This window comes from Marinobacter sp. LM1 (genome assembly GCF_042763285.1).
Taxonomy (GTDB): Bacteria; Pseudomonadota; Gammaproteobacteria; order Pseudomonadales; family Oleiphilaceae; genus Marinobacter; species Marinobacter nauticus.
In genome coordinates this window covers 1,508,894-1,525,424 of record NZ_CP114373.1, presented here as the reverse complement: position 1 = coordinate 1,525,424, position 16,531 = coordinate 1,508,894, and the positions used below count along the sequence as shown (strand labels likewise).

Sequence of the window (16,531 nt, the reverse complement as noted above, 5' to 3'; positions counted from 1 at the left end):
CCTGGACATAACTTCTTGCGTGCCTTGGGGCCGATGAGTCAGCAATCTTCAGCCAACCTCATCCGTAGCCGGCTGCCTTCGGGATCATAAAATGCCCTTTCAACAAAGGATAACGGCCACTGTAAGTCCCCTCTGCGCACGAAGCACGAACAGTCATCGTTGACGGAGGCATCAATCATGCCCATACCTATAACTCGACCTAATGTTGGGCTCTTACAACAACTTGTAACTCGACCTACCTCTCTATCATGCACATAGATCTTTGTGCCGCTGGGCATAGTTTCAGGGCCTTCAAGATAGTATCGGCAGAGCCGTCGCTCCACGCCTTTGGTCTTCACACGAGAGAGCGCACTCCTCCCTAAAAACTTCCCCTTACCGGTACAAACCGTCCAACCAAGGCCAATTTCATAAGGGTTATTTTGACTACTCATATCAAGGCCATGCATTACGTAACCCTTCTCAAGCCGTAGCGTTTGAGCCGCCATTATCCCGAACGGCTGGATACCGAATTCAGCACCGGATTCAGTTAAGTGCCGCCATAGGTCGACTCCATGCTGTGCGTTGGTAAAAATCTCAAAACCAACTTCCCCTGTATAACCCGTGCGGGCGAGGAACACAGGAACACCGAGTAGCGATGTCTCCATAAAATGCATATGCTTAAGACCAGCCTCGTCCAAACCCATCTCTTTGCGAATGAGTTCCAGACTACGAGGCCCCTGCAAAGCAAATTGGGTTTCTGACGCACTAACATCACGCAATTGAACGTTCAAGCCTTCGTCTTGGACCCATCGCTTAAGCCAAGTGCTCAATGTTTCTGCAGCTGCAACACTAGAGGTGATCAGGAACTCTTCGGCCGACTTCGGGAAAATTAATACATCGTCAATAATCCCGCCTTGCTCATCGCAAAAACAGGTGTACTGCGCAACGTAGTTGCTTAGAGATCGATGGACGTCGCTTGTCACCAAGAGCTGCATAAACGCAAGTGCGTCGGCGCCTTCTATTACCTGGCGGCTCATCGGGTGAAGGTCAAAAAGTCCGACCGCATTACGAACAGTGAGAACCTCTGAGTCAGGTGAGCCGTAGTGCAATGGTCTTGCCCATCCAGAGATCGGCATTAGCCTAGCTCCGGCTCTTACATGTTCGTCGTGAAAGGGGTTTATTTTCCTATTAGATATTTCCATTTGCAGACCAAAACTCCTTTTCCTTAATTTCCTATCCAATTAACCAATAGGCAATTCGCAATTATCTAAACTTAGTTTTCCTGCCTTAAAATCTCATGATTGTAAACATCAACACCCCTCTAACGGGCTAAAGCAGGAAATTATGACTCGATGTTTTATTCTAATCTTATGCTTCAGCCTTAGCTTCTTTTAGGCTTTTATTTTCAAGCATCAACTCAGGTCTCCATTGAAGTAATAAAAGAGCTCCAAAAATACAGAGACCGCCCAAAAATAACCAAGACCCTGTGAGACTGAAATCTAAAATAGCAGGAATCAGAAAGGCCAAAAAGACAGTGAAAACCTCTGTAAAACTTCCGAACGATCCAATCATCGGCCCGCGCAGTGGATGACTATCGACCGCGTCTGCAAATAGCTTCGTACCCGCAGGTAACATAATCGTGAACAGGAATGTTTCCGCCATAAAGAAAACTAAAAAGGTTTCAATTGAATCGGTGTATCCGAAGATGCCGATTAATACACCCATACCCACTAGACACCAAATAGTCAGTGCCTTGGGGTCAAAGCGATCCGCGAGCTTACCTGTAAATGGCATAAATACTGTTGTAATTATTCCAGAGGCGGTGAACAACAAACCGACCTTTTCCGCAGACAAACCTAATCGCTCGGTAGCGAATAACGGCACAATAATCATGAATGAGAAAAACAGAGCTCTACGAAGGACACTAGGAATGTATGGAATGAGGTAAACAACATTATCTGCAAGCTGTTTTATGCTTGCTCTCGATGACGCAGATTTACTATACCTATGCGGCAAAATAACACTTGCGAATACCCCGAGAAGCCCAACAGCACCGCCAATTAGGAACATACCTACGACACCGAACGCTTCCAAGGCAGCCCAACCAATCATAGGACCGATGATAAAACCCAAGCCGAATGCCGCTGAAAAATAACCCATAAGTTTTCCGCGGTCTTTTCGCCCAGCAGTCATCGCGATTGCATAATCAGTGAGGATCACGCCTCCCACACCTTCAGCAAATCCCTCCAATACTCTGAGCGCGATGAATCCGACAGGATTATTGCAGAATGGGTATAAGAAAAATGCGAGTGAATACACAACGAAAACCACAAGCATAAGCTTTCGTCCGCCAAAACGGCCGAGTGCGATTCCAGCCCAAGGTTTCGAAACTATTCGTGCAATGATCAGGGCGGCGAAAGGTAGGGATAGTCCAACCGTACTAAAGCCAAAATCTTTGAGAAGCGTTGGCAAGACGGGAATAAGCATTCCCATGCCGGTATTGATTACTACCGTGAGAAATAGGACTGTCAGAAATGTTTTAGGCATTAGGGTGTATCCGTACTATAAAACCGAAAGATGAGCAGCATTAAGAGACAAGTTGCTAATATCCATGCTCCTTATCTGGTGGCGATGGCGGTAGAGCGCGAACCTGATAAACAGATCTATTGCGCACCTCGCCATCTCCTTAATCGCGACATGCTTCCATAATAACTGTGGCTGGAATCGCCGACTCGCGAAGAATCCTGGGCTCATCTCCAGTGCAGTCGACAATTGTTGATGGCACGCTGTGTTTAAGAAGTTGGTCTCCTCCAACAGCGATGTCTACCTGCTCAGCGAACTCTCGTGCTTCATCAATCTTGATAACCTCAGGCAAGCCAGACATATTGCAGGTCGTTCCAAACATGACTGCGTTGCAATTACGCATTACCTCAGAGATAAAGTCCCCACCGGCCGACATCACTGCGATCGTATCCTTGCCGTCAGTAAAACGATCCGAAATGATGCTCTTTTTGGGCAGAACTAACGCAAGCGCTTCATGCGGCCAAAACCGCTCAATCAATTTCCGCGCCATAGGGTTGAGATCAGCGACTTGTTCGACTTGGGCCGCGTTCGTATATATGACGAAAGGCTTACGACGTTCTCGTTTTTTGATTTCGTAAACACGCTCATAGGACTTTGGATCGAGCGCGTTGCCAAAAAATCCGTACACCGTATCTGCGGGAAAGAGTGCCACCCCTCCTTCCTCTACGCATTGTGCAACTCGGCTTGCTACTTCCTCTGTCGGAGAGAAGTACCATTCTTTCGTTTTGATCTTTTCAATAGTGGTCATATTTGTCCATTCCTTATATTTTTCTTCCATCGCTTATTCCCGCAGAGAGCGGTACTGACTGATCTAAAATGATGTACACACCGCCAAATCATGCTTGAGAAAGGCTTCGCGCGATGAGCGCTGCGGCCGCTGCCCCGTCGTCTTGTACGAAAAAGTGCCCTGCGCCCGGAACATCAACCAGAGCCCAAGGCTCTTTCGAATGGGTATCGATTATTTCTTGCGTTGACTGCCGAACGTCTTCTGGATCATGCTCGGCCATAACAAAAGTCATCGCGATGCCGGCGCACCAAGGCTCGACATAACGAAAGGCACGCGACTGTTCGAAGGAGTAGAGCAGTGCTTCTAGTCGGCCAAAATCTCGCAAATACTCCCTCATTACACCGGCAACTGAAGGGGGCGAGTAGCCAACCACTATCGACTGAACGACATTCATAAACCCAGTGTTGCCTCGTGCGCGTTCAAGTAACTCCTCAGCACCAACAGGTTGACCCTCGCAATACCTCGCGGAGATTAAGCAAACATGGGACGGAGGCATGTGTAGTTGATTCAAGCTTACAACTACAGGGGCTACGCCACTCGAGTGTGCGATAATAAAATACTCTTGAAATCCGAGTGAGTTGATAAGCTCAGCCAGATCCTCTGCGCGGCGCTCAACAGTTAAGGCACCCGGATCCTGGGTCGTCGGCCCCTCGCACCCTCCCCGCGGTAAAACAAAAACTAACTTGAAATCTTCTTGCAACGCCGATATCGCGGGAAACCAAGAAGCGAGAGGCGTCCCCAATGCCGGCGAAACCACAATCGGCTGCCCACACCCAAACTCAACCCATTGAATTTTATGACCGTCTGTAGCGGTGATCTCTCTTGTCGTGCCCATCAATGCTTTATCGGAAAGCGATGACGCGTCACAACCTGTAAGTTGAACCTTTTGATTCATATCTAGGTAATTTCTCTAAATTGGACTTCGAGATTTGTGCAACGGCTAGGGTAGCCATTACGTCGCTATGGGAATTGGTTGAGCGTCAGGCTTGAGTCTTTGATTCGCTAGACTGTATTGGGCAATCCTATTCCCGCTACATGCCAACCCTTTTCGGACGTACATCTTTCCTGTCGAGGGATGCATTGCAACGGTGGCAACTGTCTCCGTTCGGCGCAGGTCACCGTCGGCGTGACTACACAATCCAACCGGGTGATTTTCGTGGTCTTTGAAAAGATCGAACAAGTCGGTAGTCGTTGGAGTGCTCGGAAGCTTTGCAGTCAACTGCCGAAGCCTCTCTAGCCGTTGCAGGGAGGAGTGTCTTGTTAAGAAATTGGCAGTGTCCTTGGAGCTCAAATCAGGAGATAAGTAGTGATTAGTATGAAGCAACTCCTTTCCTTCAAGAACTACAAAAGAATTCGCAGTCATTTCGACCGTCACACTCCGGTCCATGTCACAAATAGTAAGACTGCGGGAACTACTTCGACGTATGCGCGCTATCGCCTGAAGGCATTCCTCAACCGTGTGTAGTTCGAGCAAGTGTCGCACTAACAGATATGGAGGTACTCCAATCTGCCAATCGTCGGAAGACACCATGTTAATTGCAATAGCTAAGCCACTCGAGTTCATGCCCAGGTAACCCAGCAAGCCTGCAAACGAAAACATCAAGATCTCTGGGGTTCCTCGCCATGGTTCTATTTGAAATGTTGTGCCAAATTCGGAAAAGGAACTATTTAGGTCGACAGTCTGGGCAATAACGCGTGAATTAACAGGCAGCGAATAAGAGGAACAGTCGCTATTCGCTCCGCTGTGTATTTGCATTAAGATTTCACGTCGAACTTGGAGGAGTACTGCTTGCTCATAAGATATCTCCGCGCCCTCGGAGAGACCTACAATCTCTTCTGCGATCAAAGGCAGCTCCCTCTCTATTTCGGAAGCATATGCCTTCACGAAAGAGTAGATCCGTTCCTCGGGAACTGGATGCGCCAAATGACAATAAATTCGTGCACAGTCGTCATCAAGAAGCCGTTTTATTTGTGGCGCCAGCTTCCGGCCATGTTCAATCCCGCGGGATTTTGGATCGCCGGATAACCGTACGAAATCATCTACCATTTGCGTTTGAACCTTATACTAGAAGATCTAGCTTCGAGGAGTTTGGAACACCCCGTTTGCTAAAAGAGGTCGAGCGTAAATTGGACCGCGCGCGCATAGGTCTCAAGGAGGCGCTGACACTATATAAGACCTGAATCACTCAAAGCGCACCATCTTGAGCCCGGTGCCGCGCCCCCCAGACATCAAACAATCAATAAAACATCTCGGAGACTATTGTTATAGCGCGATCACGGTTTCCTCATTCCCGATTCATCGGCTATCACTCAGAAACAACACACGCCGAGAGAAACCGATTTAGAGTTCATACCTCCCCCGCAATTCGCTTACTGAGCGCTAAGCTTACTTGAGCCCACTCCTCATTGAGTATGGAATAGTAAGCGGTGTCACGGTAACGTCCATCATGCATTAAAGTATGTGAACGCAGCACGCCATCCCGTTTTGCACCAATCTTTTCGAGTGCTCCGCAGGAACGCGGATTTGAGTTATCCGTCTTGAACTCTATACGGCGTGCACGAAGTTCTTCAAAGCCGTACTTCAACATGAGATGCTTTACAACTGTGTTAACCCCTTCACCATGATATTCTGGGGCCAACCAGGTCCACCCGATTTCGACTCGGCCATCCTTTGCAGAAATATTCCCGAAGCTGGAGCTTCCAATAATTTCCCCACGGTCCTTTAAGTGAACTGCGAAAGAGTAGCGATTACCAGCTTCTCTATCAGCAATAGCCCGCGATATATACTTAACAACGTCACCTTTATTGGAAAGAGCTTCCGTCGTATATTTCCATATAAGTGGGTCAGTAACTGAGTCAACAACTCGCTCAGCATCCTGCTCCGCCCAAGGCTTAAGTACAATCCCCTGCGCACCCAATACAATATTCGCCTTGTAATCGATCATGTTTTTTCCTTATTTGGGAAGCTTCGAAGCAAATACACTTTCTAAGTCGCCTACAGTGAGGGCGGAAATAATCTCACTCTCTGAGAACTGCATTAAATCTATACCAAGTAGCGACGCCACCTCTGTCAATATCGTAATGTATTCCATAGATGTAATGCCCAAATCATCCTTAATGTTGCTCTCAGCCGATATTGAGGCCTCATGGAGGCCTTTGACACCCGCAATCTTACGCCGAACTATTTCCGATAACTTCAAGACATCCAATTTGCCTTTCTCCTTTTATTTCGGGCTTTTCCTTTAAGACACTTAGATTTTCGACACTGAATAGGCAACCTCGGGCCGGCTAAGACTTTGTTGCACAAATCCTGGGAGATCGATTTACAGGACTTTTTCGATAAGCACATATTCGACCAGAATTCACACATGGATGCCGCGTGCCTTAATACCAACTCGATACAATTTTCAGAACAGACGGAATAAGTCTTGGCGACACGGTTAAGTGACCGAAGTACGGGTTATCGCAATTGGCGTTGACAATTCATTGCTCGAGGGACGTGCAATCCTATTGGAGTTCTCCGCTGCAACGCACGTTGCCCGCGTCGCAAAGGATAATAGCATCGCACAACCGATCAAATTTCGGAGGGTAACTTGAATAGCTTTAAACATACACCTGACCAACTTACCTGTCGGAATAATGACTTACCTGTCAAAACGAGGGCGCATCATAGCTACCTTTCTCAGGGAGGACTGTGATCCTATTCTCAGACTGGCAAGCCCGCGATACAGATCGCGGGCTTGCCAGATCTGGTGGTCTGGAGGCTGGATCGGCTGGCTCGTTCCCCGAAGATCTGGTTGAGATTGTTTAGGAATTCCATGATCGGGGTGTCAGGTTCAAATCCCTGATCGAGTCCATCGACACCACCAGATCTGATGGTCGACTGGCCTTTCATATCTTTTGGGGCCACAGCGATATTCGGACGACTGAAATCTACACCGACATTATTGGCGATCCACGAGCTGGAACAGTTAGTCCATTTGATCGTTTGCCGGGTTCTTGAGAAGCGACCAGGCGCTCAACTGGGGTAGATAACGCCAAGGATATTAGGTGCTGCGAATGTTCGCTTTTGTTTAAAAGCGGCGTAGTCGTTGATGCTGCAGGTCAGCGATTCCGAGCCCACTTAGCGGGGACAAAGCGTAGAATGCCCTTTCAGGTAGTTCGTCCAAAGCGGACAAACTATGGCCTAAAAACCAAAAGCCCCCGAACGTGTCCTGACACGCCGGGGGCCTGAACCTTCTTGAAAGGTCGTTATTAACTCAGGGCTTCATGACCAGATAGATCGCCCGACCCTGCCTTACAATCCGGACCGAAACCGCCCGGTTTTCCGGCAAGTCGCGGACCACCGACCGGAAGTCCTCCACCGAGCGAATCTGCTGGCGGTTGATCTCGGTAATGATGTCCCTGGCACGAATACCAGCCTCAAAAGCCGGGCCACGATCCACCCCAGCGACTACAACACCGCCTTCCACGCCCACTGAACGGGCAGTCTCGGGAGCCAGTGGCTCAACGGACAACCCAAGCGGTGCGCCCGCACTGTTGTCGCGGCTACTGGTGGAGGGCTGGGCAGCGTCATCGCCGTCTTCCGGCAACTTGCCAATTTCCACGTCGAGGGTGATTTCATCACCACCGCGCAACACCGTCAGGCGCGCCGATTCACCTACCGGTGTGCGGCCAACCATGGGCGGCAGGTCAGAGGACAACTGAACATCCTCGCCATTGTATTCCAGCACAATGTCACCGGCCTCAAGGCCCCCCTTCTCCGCCGGTGAATCCGGCATCACTTCGGCAATCAACGCGCCACGGGGACGACGCAGGCCGAAGCTCTCGGCCAGATCCCGGTTCACTTCCTGAATGAGCACGCCCAACCAACCCCGGGCGACGGTGCCTTTGTCACGGAGCTGGCGGAACACGTTCATGGCATCGTCAATCGGAATGGCGAACGACACCCCCATGAAGCCGCCGGAGCGGGTGTAAATCTGGGAGTTGATGCCCACCACTTCGCCTTCCAGGTTGAACAGCGGGCCACCGGAGTTACCGGGGTTAATGGCAACGTCGGTCTGGATAAACGGCACGTAGTTCTCGGATGGCAGCGAGCGGCCCAGAGCACTGACAATGCCCGCCGTCACCGTGTAGTCAAACCCGAATGGCGAGCCGATCGCGAAAACCCATTCGCCGACTTTCAGATCCCGGGAACGTCCAACGCTGACCACCGGCAGGTCTTCACCATTCTCGATTTTGAGAACCGCCATATCCGAGCGGGGATCGGTACCCACGATAGTGGCGGAAAACTCGCGGCGGTCATTCAGGCGCACAATCACTTCATCGGCACCCTCAACCACGTGATTGTTGGTCAGTACATAACCATCGGCTGACACAATAAAGCCGGAGCCCATGCTCCTGCGCGGCTGCTGCGGCCGAGGGGACCCACCAAAAGGAGACTGCGGGCCGCGGAAGAAATCCTGAAGGAAAGGCGGCAACTGCTCCAGTTGCCGCTCATCAAAAGGGAGCCCATGGAAGCCAGAGCTCTGGCTGCCCGGATCCGTCGTGGTACTGATATTCACCACTGCACTGGAGTTATCTTCCACCAGCTCAGTGAAATCCGGCAGGCCTCTGGCTGCGACGCCCTGGCTCCAGAATACCGACACCATGGCAGCCAGCATCAGCAGAACGCCCAGCATGGCACCGGGCCTGGCCAGGGAAGGCATACGGGCAGCTTCTATATTCTTTTCTGGCATGTAGAACCCCCTGATTTTACTTGCGTTTATAGAGCTATTCTGGGGCTGGGGCGTGAATTTTCAACTTAAAAAACGGTAGGGATCATGGACATGTCGAGGATGGAATTGTCTTTATCCTCAACAACCGCGGCTGGTAGCGATCACCGGCCCCGGCCTGCCAACGCTGCACCAGCCAGAACCCGACGCCCAGGCCTGCCACCGCTCCGGCGATGGCGCCCAGGTCTGACCCCGCGGCCCAGTTATGAGCCATCACACTGGCAAGCACCATCAGCACCAACGGCAAACCGTAAATAATCAGCGAGGCATTCAGCAGCGACTGTTCATCCAGCCCGATGACCACTTCATCCCCCAACCGGGCGCCCACGGAATTATCTACCAGTACCTGATTCGCCCGGCCACCGGATACCGCAGCCAGGGCTCGCTGCCCGCAGCCCGAGCGGGCCGAGCAACTCTGACAGGCACTGGTTCTTATCGTCTGAACCCAAACCTGATCACCCACCAGGGCCACGACTTTACCGGTTTCCGTGATCATGACCGGACAGCTCAGCTACGAAATCGTCATCCACTTCCACGGCATCTGCCACCTTTCGTGCAGTGCCCGGCGGAATTTCACCAACCACCGCTATCAGGAAGGGGCGATCAGAGACCATGACTTCGCGCATGTAGATGGTGGTTGCCCCGATACGGGAAGCGCCTGTCGGCATTTTCAGCCGCCCGACAGGCTCGACAAATACGGAAAACGCAGCCAGGCCATCGGAGAACGCCACGGCCTTGCCACTGCCCGAACGTGGTGCAGCCGCCGGCACAAAGCCCTCCGGCTGCCAGGACAGAGTCCAGCCATTCATCCGGCCAACCGATGACTCCTGTTTCCGGCCATCGTCCAGGGTACGGCTAATCTCACGACCACGGGTCTGAACCTCGAGTTCCTCGTCGGAAATATCGTCAGTGATCTCAAGATCGGTGAACTGAAAATGCTCCAGTACCTCACCGTTTACATCCCGCACCTGGCTCTTGACCAGTAGCCCCGTCTCTTTTTCCAGCCAGAGGCGGTGGCTGTAGCGATCATCATCCCGGGCCCCGAGCGCCACGATCACCACATCGTAGCCGGCGACCCGGTCTTCACCCGCCAGTTCAGGCAGATACCAGCGGCCAAACGGCATCAACTGACTGGTAAACGCTTCTGCGAACGGGCCCGAAGGAATCACCTCGTCCAGCCGGACCCTGCCCCGGTCAGGCAATACACAGACCACGTTCATGCCTTTACGGACGATTTCACCACTGCCGCCGTCCTGCATCACCAGGCGTTCCTCAACACGCCCGTTCCGGTAACGGTGGGCGATGCGCATGGAATGTACCTGTTCGCCCCGGGCATAAACAAAGACCCCGCGGTACGATGTCATGTTGAGTGCAGGGCCAAGCCGCTCCAGCCAGGCCATGGCCGCCGGGGCTTCACCGCTTTTCGTTGTCTCGCTGGCCAACTCGGCCCTCACCGGATTGATCAACAGGCACAGCAGAGCCACAAGAGCGGCAACCGCTCCGAATACCGACCTGCTGGATACCCGGTTGTTCATAAACCCATGCTCCCGGTTCAATAGTTACCACTGGCGCTGACCAGGCGGGCGTAACCCACCGAGCCACGACCTGCACCCACGCTGTTGTGCTGGGCATGCTCAAGCAGGTACTGACGCATCTGGCGCAACTGGTCTTCGTCCAGCCGCTGTAGTGCCACTTCCTCAACCGCCGCCGACAGCGTTACCCCAGAGGCTGAAGGCTCGGCACTGCCGCCGGCCAGTGCCTGAACAGATACTCCGGTGCGGGTATCCCAGCCGGCTCCGGCACCGAAGCCCACAATCAGCGCCATGAACACCATGGCGGCCACCGGCCAGCGCCAGACCGACACCCTGGGCACCTCCACCGGCGACCGGGCCTGTTCTGAGCGAGCATGGCCATCGAGCGCTTCCCTCACCGCGCCGGCAACATCAATACCATCGGCAGGACCGTGCTGCTCGTGCATCAGATCACGTATCTGCTGCCATCGCTGCCACTGGCCGCGCACGTCCTCCTGGTTGCCATGTGACAACAACCGACGAACCGATAGCTCATCGGCCTCGTCATCCATCATCGAAGACAGTGTTTCTCTGAGACGCTCATCCATAGGATGCAACCTCATTCACGTTACTGACTGATCAAGGAGCGGGCCAAGGTGGCGATCCACCGAGTCCCGCGCCCGGAAAATTCTTGAGCGCACGGTACCTATGGGGCACTCCAGTATCCGGGCAATATCTTCATAACTCAGGCCATCGTATTCCCTGAGCAGGAACGCCGACCGCAGTTCCTCCGGCAGGCTGGCAATGGCTTCCGCAAGAGCTTTCTGCAACTGCTCCCTCTGCAGCAACCGCTCCGGCGAGGCCGGGTCACGCAGTCGGCCGCCATCATCAAAGTTTTCCGCATCGGTGACATCCGCCGATCCCTGGGGCCGCCTGCCGCGGGCCTCAAGGAAATTCTTGGCGGTGTTTACGGCAATCCGGTACAACCAGGTGTAAAACGCGCTGTCGCCGCGAAAGCGATCAATCGCGCGGAAGGCTTTGACAAAGGTTTCCTGAGTCAGATCCATGACTTCCTGGCTGTCGTAGACATAGCGGCTGATAATAGACGCGACCCTGGACTGGTATTTCACCACCAGCAGATCGAAGGCCGCACGATCTCCGTTCCGGACCTTGCGAACCAACTGCAGATCCGTCTGGCTGTCGGACTGCTCACCGGGTTTCCAGTCATTTTCAGGCGTCATGGACGAAGCAACAGAAAGTCCTGTTTTGGGAGCCAGTGGTCTGGCCTCGATACGAGTGGCTTGTGTCATTGGGCTGTTCCAGCGTTCGTTCACTAACCCTTGATGCAGACCGCACCCGGCTGACAGGGTTATCCGTTAGCCCAAATAGACAGCAAGCGTAAAGTTTAGTTCAATACACGTCCACATTATGGCCCGCGACCACGACTCAATGCCACAGTCCTACGAATACGATGTTCTGATCATCGGCAGCGGCGCTGCCGGCCTTACCGTTGCGCTGAATCTTCCGGAGCACTTGCGGGTTTGCGTCATCAGCAAAGCCGATATCAGCTCTGGCGCCACCCTCTGGGCCCAGGGAGGCATCGCTGCGGTTCTGGACGATACCGATTCCGTGGAGAATCACATACAGGACACCCTCAACGCGGGCGGCGGTCTGTGCCACGAGGATGCGGTCCGCTTTACCGTGGAACACAGCAAGGAAAGCATCAAATGGCTGATCGACTCCGGCGTGAAGTTCACCAGGCAGGACGATGGCGAGGACTACCACCTCACCCGCGAAGGCGGCCATAGCCATCGCCGGATTATCCACGCCGCCGATGCCACCGGCCACGCGGTTTCCACCACCCTGGCGAGCCAGGCCCAGGCCAGGCCGAATATTGATCTGAAAGCCGGCCGGGTAGCCGTGGATCTGATTACCAACCGCAAGCTTGCGCTTCCCGGCAACCGCTGCGTCGGCGCCTACATCCTGAATCTCGAAGACAACCACGTGGAGCTGTTTCGAGCCAGGTTCACCGTCATCGCCTCCGGCGGCGCCTCAAAGGCGTATCGCTACACTACCAATCCGGACGGCGCTTCCGGAGACGGAATTGCCATGGCCTGGCGGGCCGGTTGCCGTGTTGCCAACATGGAGTTCAACCAGTTCCACCCCACCTGCCTGTACCACCCGCACGCCAAATCCTTCCTGATTACCGAGGCGGTTCGGGGCGAAGGTGGCGTGCTCCGGCTGCCGGACGGCAGCCGGTTCATGGACCGGTTTGATGAACGGGCGGAACTGGCGCCCCGGGACATTGTTGCCAGGGCCATTGACCATGAGATGAAGCGCCTGGGCGCGGACCACCTGTTCCTGGACATCAGCCATAAGCCGGCCGACTTCATCAAACAGCACTTCCCGACCATTTACGAAAAGTGCCTGAGCTTCGGGATCGACATTACCCGCGAACCCATCCCCGTGGTGCCTGCCGCCCACTACACCTGTGGCGGAATTGTCAGTGATGAACGGGCGCGCACCGACATCAACCAACTCTATGTGGTTGGCGAAGCCGCCTTCACTGGCCTGCACGGCGCCAATCGCATGGCCAGCAACTCGCTGCTGGAATGTCTGGTCTATGGCCGCGCCGCGGCTCAGGACATCACCCGCAGAGAGGCGGACATTCCGCCGCCACCGTCAGCCCCGGACTGGGACGAGAGCCAGGTGCGAGACTCCGACGAAGACGTCATCATCTCCCACAACTGGGACGAGCTGCGGCACTTTATGTGGGACTATGTCGGCATTGTCCGAACCACCAAGCGCCTGCAGCGGGCGAAACACCGGGTTGACCTGCTGTCCCGCGAAATCGGCGAGTTTTACAGTAACTACCGGGTCTCCAATGACCTGATCGAGCTGCGCAACCTGGTCACAGTCTCCGATCTCATCATCTGCTCGGCACTGCAACGCAAGGAAAGCCGTGGCCTGCATTACACACTGGATTATCCGGGCCTGCTGAATGACGCCCAGGATACCGTGCTGGTGCCGACGACTTACCGCACCCTGTCTCCCTGAGACCGGGCCTTACTCCGTTTCCAAAGGCAGAATCCGTTATGTCCGAAACCAATACTTCTCAGGATCACACCGAATTTCATCGCCTGTGGTGGCACAGCCGCCGCGGCATGCTGGAACTGGACGTCCTGCTGCTCCCGTTCCTTGAAGAGGTATACCGGGATCTTTCAGCGGAAGACCAGGCCCGTTACCGCAAGCTGTTAAGTTGCGAGGATACGGACATGTTCGAGTGGTTCATGCAGCGCAGCAAGCCGGAGGACCCGGATCTTCGTCACATCGTTGACATGATCCTGAACCGTGTCCAACCCGATTGAACTGAACCTGTCGCCCTCCAGGGCCGCGGGTATTTGCGCCAGCCTGCCCTGGCTGGCGTTGTCTGCCGTACTACTGGCAATCGGCCTGTCCGTCGCCCCGCTGGCACTGGTGTTGTTACCGGTTTCCATGCTTCTGGGCTGGCTGGACTTCCGACGTTGTGGCCGGCTCCGTGGAGCCAATGCCATTATCAGCCTGACAGCTGACGACCGGCATCTTCGATGCCAGTTGGCCGGTGGCCGGGAAGTTACCACCAGAGTTTGCGGCTGCAGCTCCCTCGGTGCATCCTTTCTGATCTTGAAAGTAGAGTCCGTTGTCACCAGATCAGACACCATGACCGCGATCCTGCTCAGTCCATCCCGGCTATGTCGTGGCAATGTTTCCGAACAGGCATTCCGTCGGCTGCGCATGTGGCTCCTTGCAGGGCCAGCAGCTATTTCACGGTGAACCCCCGATTCCATCCGGAGTTTTCGATGACTAACGCCAATACCGAAACGCCAGCCAATCCCACTTACGAGGGTTGGGCTCATCTGACCGACCGGGTTCTGGCCAGAATCAGCGGGCCGGGTACCGACAAGTTTGTCCAGGGCCAGTTCAGCCAGAGTGTGGACGAAGTCACTGCCGGACAGTCGCTCAGGGCAGCAGCCTGCACCCCGAAGGGCAGGGTCTACTGCATTACCCGACTGGTCCGGGATGGCGAAGACTTGCTGCTCAGCCTCGAGCGGGAGACCGCAGAAGACACCGTTCAGCACCTGAACAAGTACCTGATGCTGTTCCGGGGCACATCGCTTGCCGTTCTTGACGCAGGCCGGATCACCGGTCTGCTGGGGATCGAGACCGCCCGACAGGTTGCCGGCGCGGCCACAGACGAACTGACCCGCCCCGGTCAGGTGTTAAGTACCGATAACGGGTACCTGATTCGTGTCGAAGATGACAGCAACCACCTCGCTCGCTTCGAACTCTGGCAAACCGATGCCCAGCCTTCGTTGCCGCCCACCTCCGAACTTTCCATGCCGACCTGGCAGGCCTCGGAGATCAGCGCCGGCGTACCCTGGCTGACCGAGGCAACCCGGGAAGCCTATGTTCCCCAGATGCTCAACCTTCAGCATCTGCAAGGCATTCACTTCAAGAAAGGCTGTTACACCGGACAGGAAGTGATTGCGCGGATGCATTTCCTCGGCCAGTTAAAGAAAAGCCTGTTCCGGGTCGCTTTCTCCGGCACTGATGCCGCCCCGGCACCCGGTACCCGCCTGATCGCCGATGGCAGTGCCGTGGGCGAGGTGGTTAACTCAGTACTGACTGGCGAGCAGCAGGGGGAAATGCTGGCGGTGATCCGACATGACGCGGCCAGCAAGCATCTGGGCGTAGACGGTCATGAGGGCCTGCAACTTGAGGTGCGGCCGATACCCTATCCGGTCCCTGAACGAGAGAAAGCCGAACAGCCGGATACATAAGTTGACAGGAAATACCGGAAAAATTTGCTATAAATTAAAACACATACCGGTTTTATCCCCGTACGTGGGATGCCTCCAGACAAGTGGAACCTAACTGACCATGGCCAATATTGTTGAAACCATCAAGTCTGACCTGACGGCTGCCATTGAAAACGACAAGCTGGTACTTCCAACCCTGCCTGAGGTAGCGCTTCAGGTGCGGGAGATTGCCGAGTCCGAAGACTCTGCCATTGCCGATCTGGTGAAGGTCATCAGCAACGATACGGCGCTCTCGGCGCGTATCATCCGGGTGTGCAACAGCCCGCTGTTTCGCGGCAGTCGCGCCATCGAAAACCTGAACATGGCGGTCAGCCGGCTGGGTATGGCTTACACCAGTAATCTGGCCATGGGGCTGGCGATGGAACAGATGTTCCAGGCCACGTCAGATATGATCGACAAGCGCCTGCGCGCCACCTGGCAGACCAGCACCGAAGTGGCGGGCGTGTGCCATGTTCTGGCGCAACATTACACCCGCCTGAAGGCGGATCAGGCAACGCTGGCTGGCCTGGTGCACCTGATCGGTATTCTGCCGATTCTGCGTTATGTGGAGGATCAGGATATCCAGATCAGCAGCATCATGCTGGACAATGTGATTGATGAGCTGCACCCACGTATTGGCTCTATGATTCTGAAAAAATGGGATTTTCCAAAGGAACTGCAGAATGTGCCTCTGGAATACGCCAACTTCCAGCGTGAGGTGCCGGCAGCGGATTATGCCGATCTGGTCATGGTGGCCAACCTGCAGCTGGTTGCCGGGAGCGATCATCCCTGGAACGAGATGGACTGGACGAAGATTTCTGCGTTCGATCGGCTGGGACTGGATCCGAATGTCGATATGAGCGAGGAAGAGGATCTGAATGCGCAGATGGAAGCGGCTATGGCGCTGCTTCAGTAATACCTCGTGGTTTTGGGAGTTTGGCGCCCGTCCTTGCGATGGGACCAGCTCCCGAAACACGCTGTGAATACCTCCCTGTATGCTCGGCTCCGCACGGTTTCGGCAGCCTGCCCCGCCCTGAAGACTACCTTTGCATTGCCTTC

General features: G+C 54.3%; 16 protein-coding genes. 5 read left to right on the top strand and 11 right to left on the bottom strand.

Annotated features, from left to right (window positions below; translation table 11 throughout):
* Positions 1 to 38: 38 nt before the first annotated feature.
* The 11 genes from OZ656_RS07205 to rpoE form a co-directional block, all read right to left on the bottom strand.
* The gene (locus tag OZ656_RS07205; protein WP_379945133.1) at positions 39 to 1,115 is read right to left on the bottom strand and encodes an aminomethyltransferase family protein; all 1,077 of its coding nucleotides are present in this window, start codon (positions 1,113 to 1,115) and stop codon (positions 39 to 41) included.
* Between the two features lie 232 nt (positions 1,116 to 1,347).
* Positions 1,348 to 2,526 (bottom strand): MFS transporter, encoded by a 1,179-nt coding sequence (locus tag OZ656_RS07200; protein ID WP_379945132.1) that lies wholly within the window; start codon positions 2,524 to 2,526, stop codon positions 1,348 to 1,350.
* A gap of 139 nt (positions 2,527 to 2,665) precedes the next feature.
* A complete protein-coding gene (locus OZ656_RS07195) occupies positions 2,666 to 3,340 on the bottom strand; it encodes an L-threonylcarbamoyladenylate synthase (RefSeq protein WP_379945131.1) in 675 nt (224 codons plus the stop codon).
* A gap of 58 nt (positions 3,341 to 3,398) precedes the next feature.
* Positions 3,399 to 4,244: an alpha/beta fold hydrolase gene (locus OZ656_RS07190; RefSeq protein WP_379945130.1), complete on the bottom strand. Its 846-nt coding sequence runs from the start codon at positions 4,242 to 4,244 to the stop codon at positions 3,399 to 3,401.
* A 57-nt stretch (positions 4,245 to 4,301) separates the two neighbouring features.
* The gene (locus OZ656_RS07185) at positions 4,302 to 5,396 is read right to left on the bottom strand and encodes a C45 family autoproteolytic acyltransferase/hydolase (protein WP_379945129.1); all 1,095 of its coding nucleotides are present in this window, start codon (positions 5,394 to 5,396) and stop codon (positions 4,302 to 4,304) included.
* 301 nt (positions 5,397 to 5,697) lie between these two features.
* On the bottom strand, positions 5,698 to 6,294 hold the full coding sequence (locus OZ656_RS07180; protein ID WP_379945128.1) for a GNAT family N-acetyltransferase: 597 nt from the start codon (positions 6,292 to 6,294) through the stop codon (positions 5,698 to 5,700).
* A gap of 1,314 nt (positions 6,295 to 7,608) precedes the next feature.
* Positions 7,609 to 9,057 (bottom strand): DegQ family serine endoprotease, encoded by a 1,449-nt coding sequence (locus OZ656_RS07175; RefSeq protein ID WP_278351242.1) that lies wholly within the window; start codon positions 9,055 to 9,057, stop codon positions 7,609 to 7,611.
* Positions 9,058 to 9,169: 112 nt separating this feature from the next.
* The gene (locus OZ656_RS07170; RefSeq protein WP_222179820.1) at positions 9,170 to 9,619 is read right to left on the bottom strand and encodes a SoxR reducing system RseC family protein; all 450 of its coding nucleotides are present in this window, start codon (positions 9,617 to 9,619) and stop codon (positions 9,170 to 9,172) included.
* Entirely contained in the window at positions 9,600 to 10,658 is a 1,059-nt protein-coding gene (locus OZ656_RS07165) for a MucB/RseB C-terminal domain-containing protein (protein WP_011785726.1), read from the bottom strand. The genes OZ656_RS07170 and OZ656_RS07165 overlap by 20 nt, the downstream gene beginning before the upstream one ends.
* A 17-nt stretch (positions 10,659 to 10,675) precedes the next feature.
* Complete coding sequence (locus OZ656_RS07160) at positions 10,676 to 11,242, bottom strand: sigma-E factor negative regulatory protein (protein ID WP_278351238.1); 567 nt, start codon at positions 11,240 to 11,242, stop codon at positions 10,676 to 10,678.
* Positions 11,243 to 11,257: 15 nt separating this feature from the next.
* Entirely contained in the window at positions 11,258 to 11,875 is a 618-nt protein-coding gene (rpoE, locus tag OZ656_RS07155) for an RNA polymerase sigma factor RpoE (protein ID WP_011785728.1), read from the bottom strand.
* Between the two features lie 208 nt (positions 11,876 to 12,083).
* Here rpoE and nadB point away from each other — a divergent pair, with 208 nt between their 5' ends.
* From nadB to OZ656_RS07130, 5 genes are all read left to right on the top strand, one after another.
* The gene (gene nadB, locus OZ656_RS07150) at positions 12,084 to 13,691 is read left to right on the top strand and encodes an L-aspartate oxidase (RefSeq protein WP_278351239.1); all 1,608 of its coding nucleotides are present in this window, start codon (positions 12,084 to 12,086) and stop codon (positions 13,689 to 13,691) included.
* 38 nt (positions 13,692 to 13,729) lie between these two features.
* Entirely contained in the window at positions 13,730 to 14,002 is a 273-nt protein-coding gene (locus tag OZ656_RS07145) for a succinate dehydrogenase assembly factor 2 (protein WP_011785730.1), read from the top strand.
* Positions 13,986 to 14,447 (top strand): hypothetical protein, encoded by a 462-nt coding sequence (locus OZ656_RS07140; protein WP_278351240.1) that lies wholly within the window; start codon positions 13,986 to 13,988, stop codon positions 14,445 to 14,447. The genes OZ656_RS07145 and OZ656_RS07140 overlap by 17 nt, the downstream gene beginning before the upstream one ends.
* A gap of 26 nt (positions 14,448 to 14,473) precedes the next feature.
* Positions 14,474 to 15,454, top strand: a complete 981-nt coding sequence (locus OZ656_RS07135) for a folate-binding protein YgfZ (protein WP_278351241.1) — start codon at positions 14,474 to 14,476, stop codon at positions 15,452 to 15,454.
* 100 nt (positions 15,455 to 15,554) lie between these two features.
* A complete protein-coding gene (locus OZ656_RS07130) occupies positions 15,555 to 16,388 on the top strand; it encodes an HDOD domain-containing protein (RefSeq protein ID WP_014420748.1) in 834 nt (277 codons plus the stop codon).
* The last annotated feature ends 143 nt before the right edge of the window (positions 16,389 to 16,531 follow it).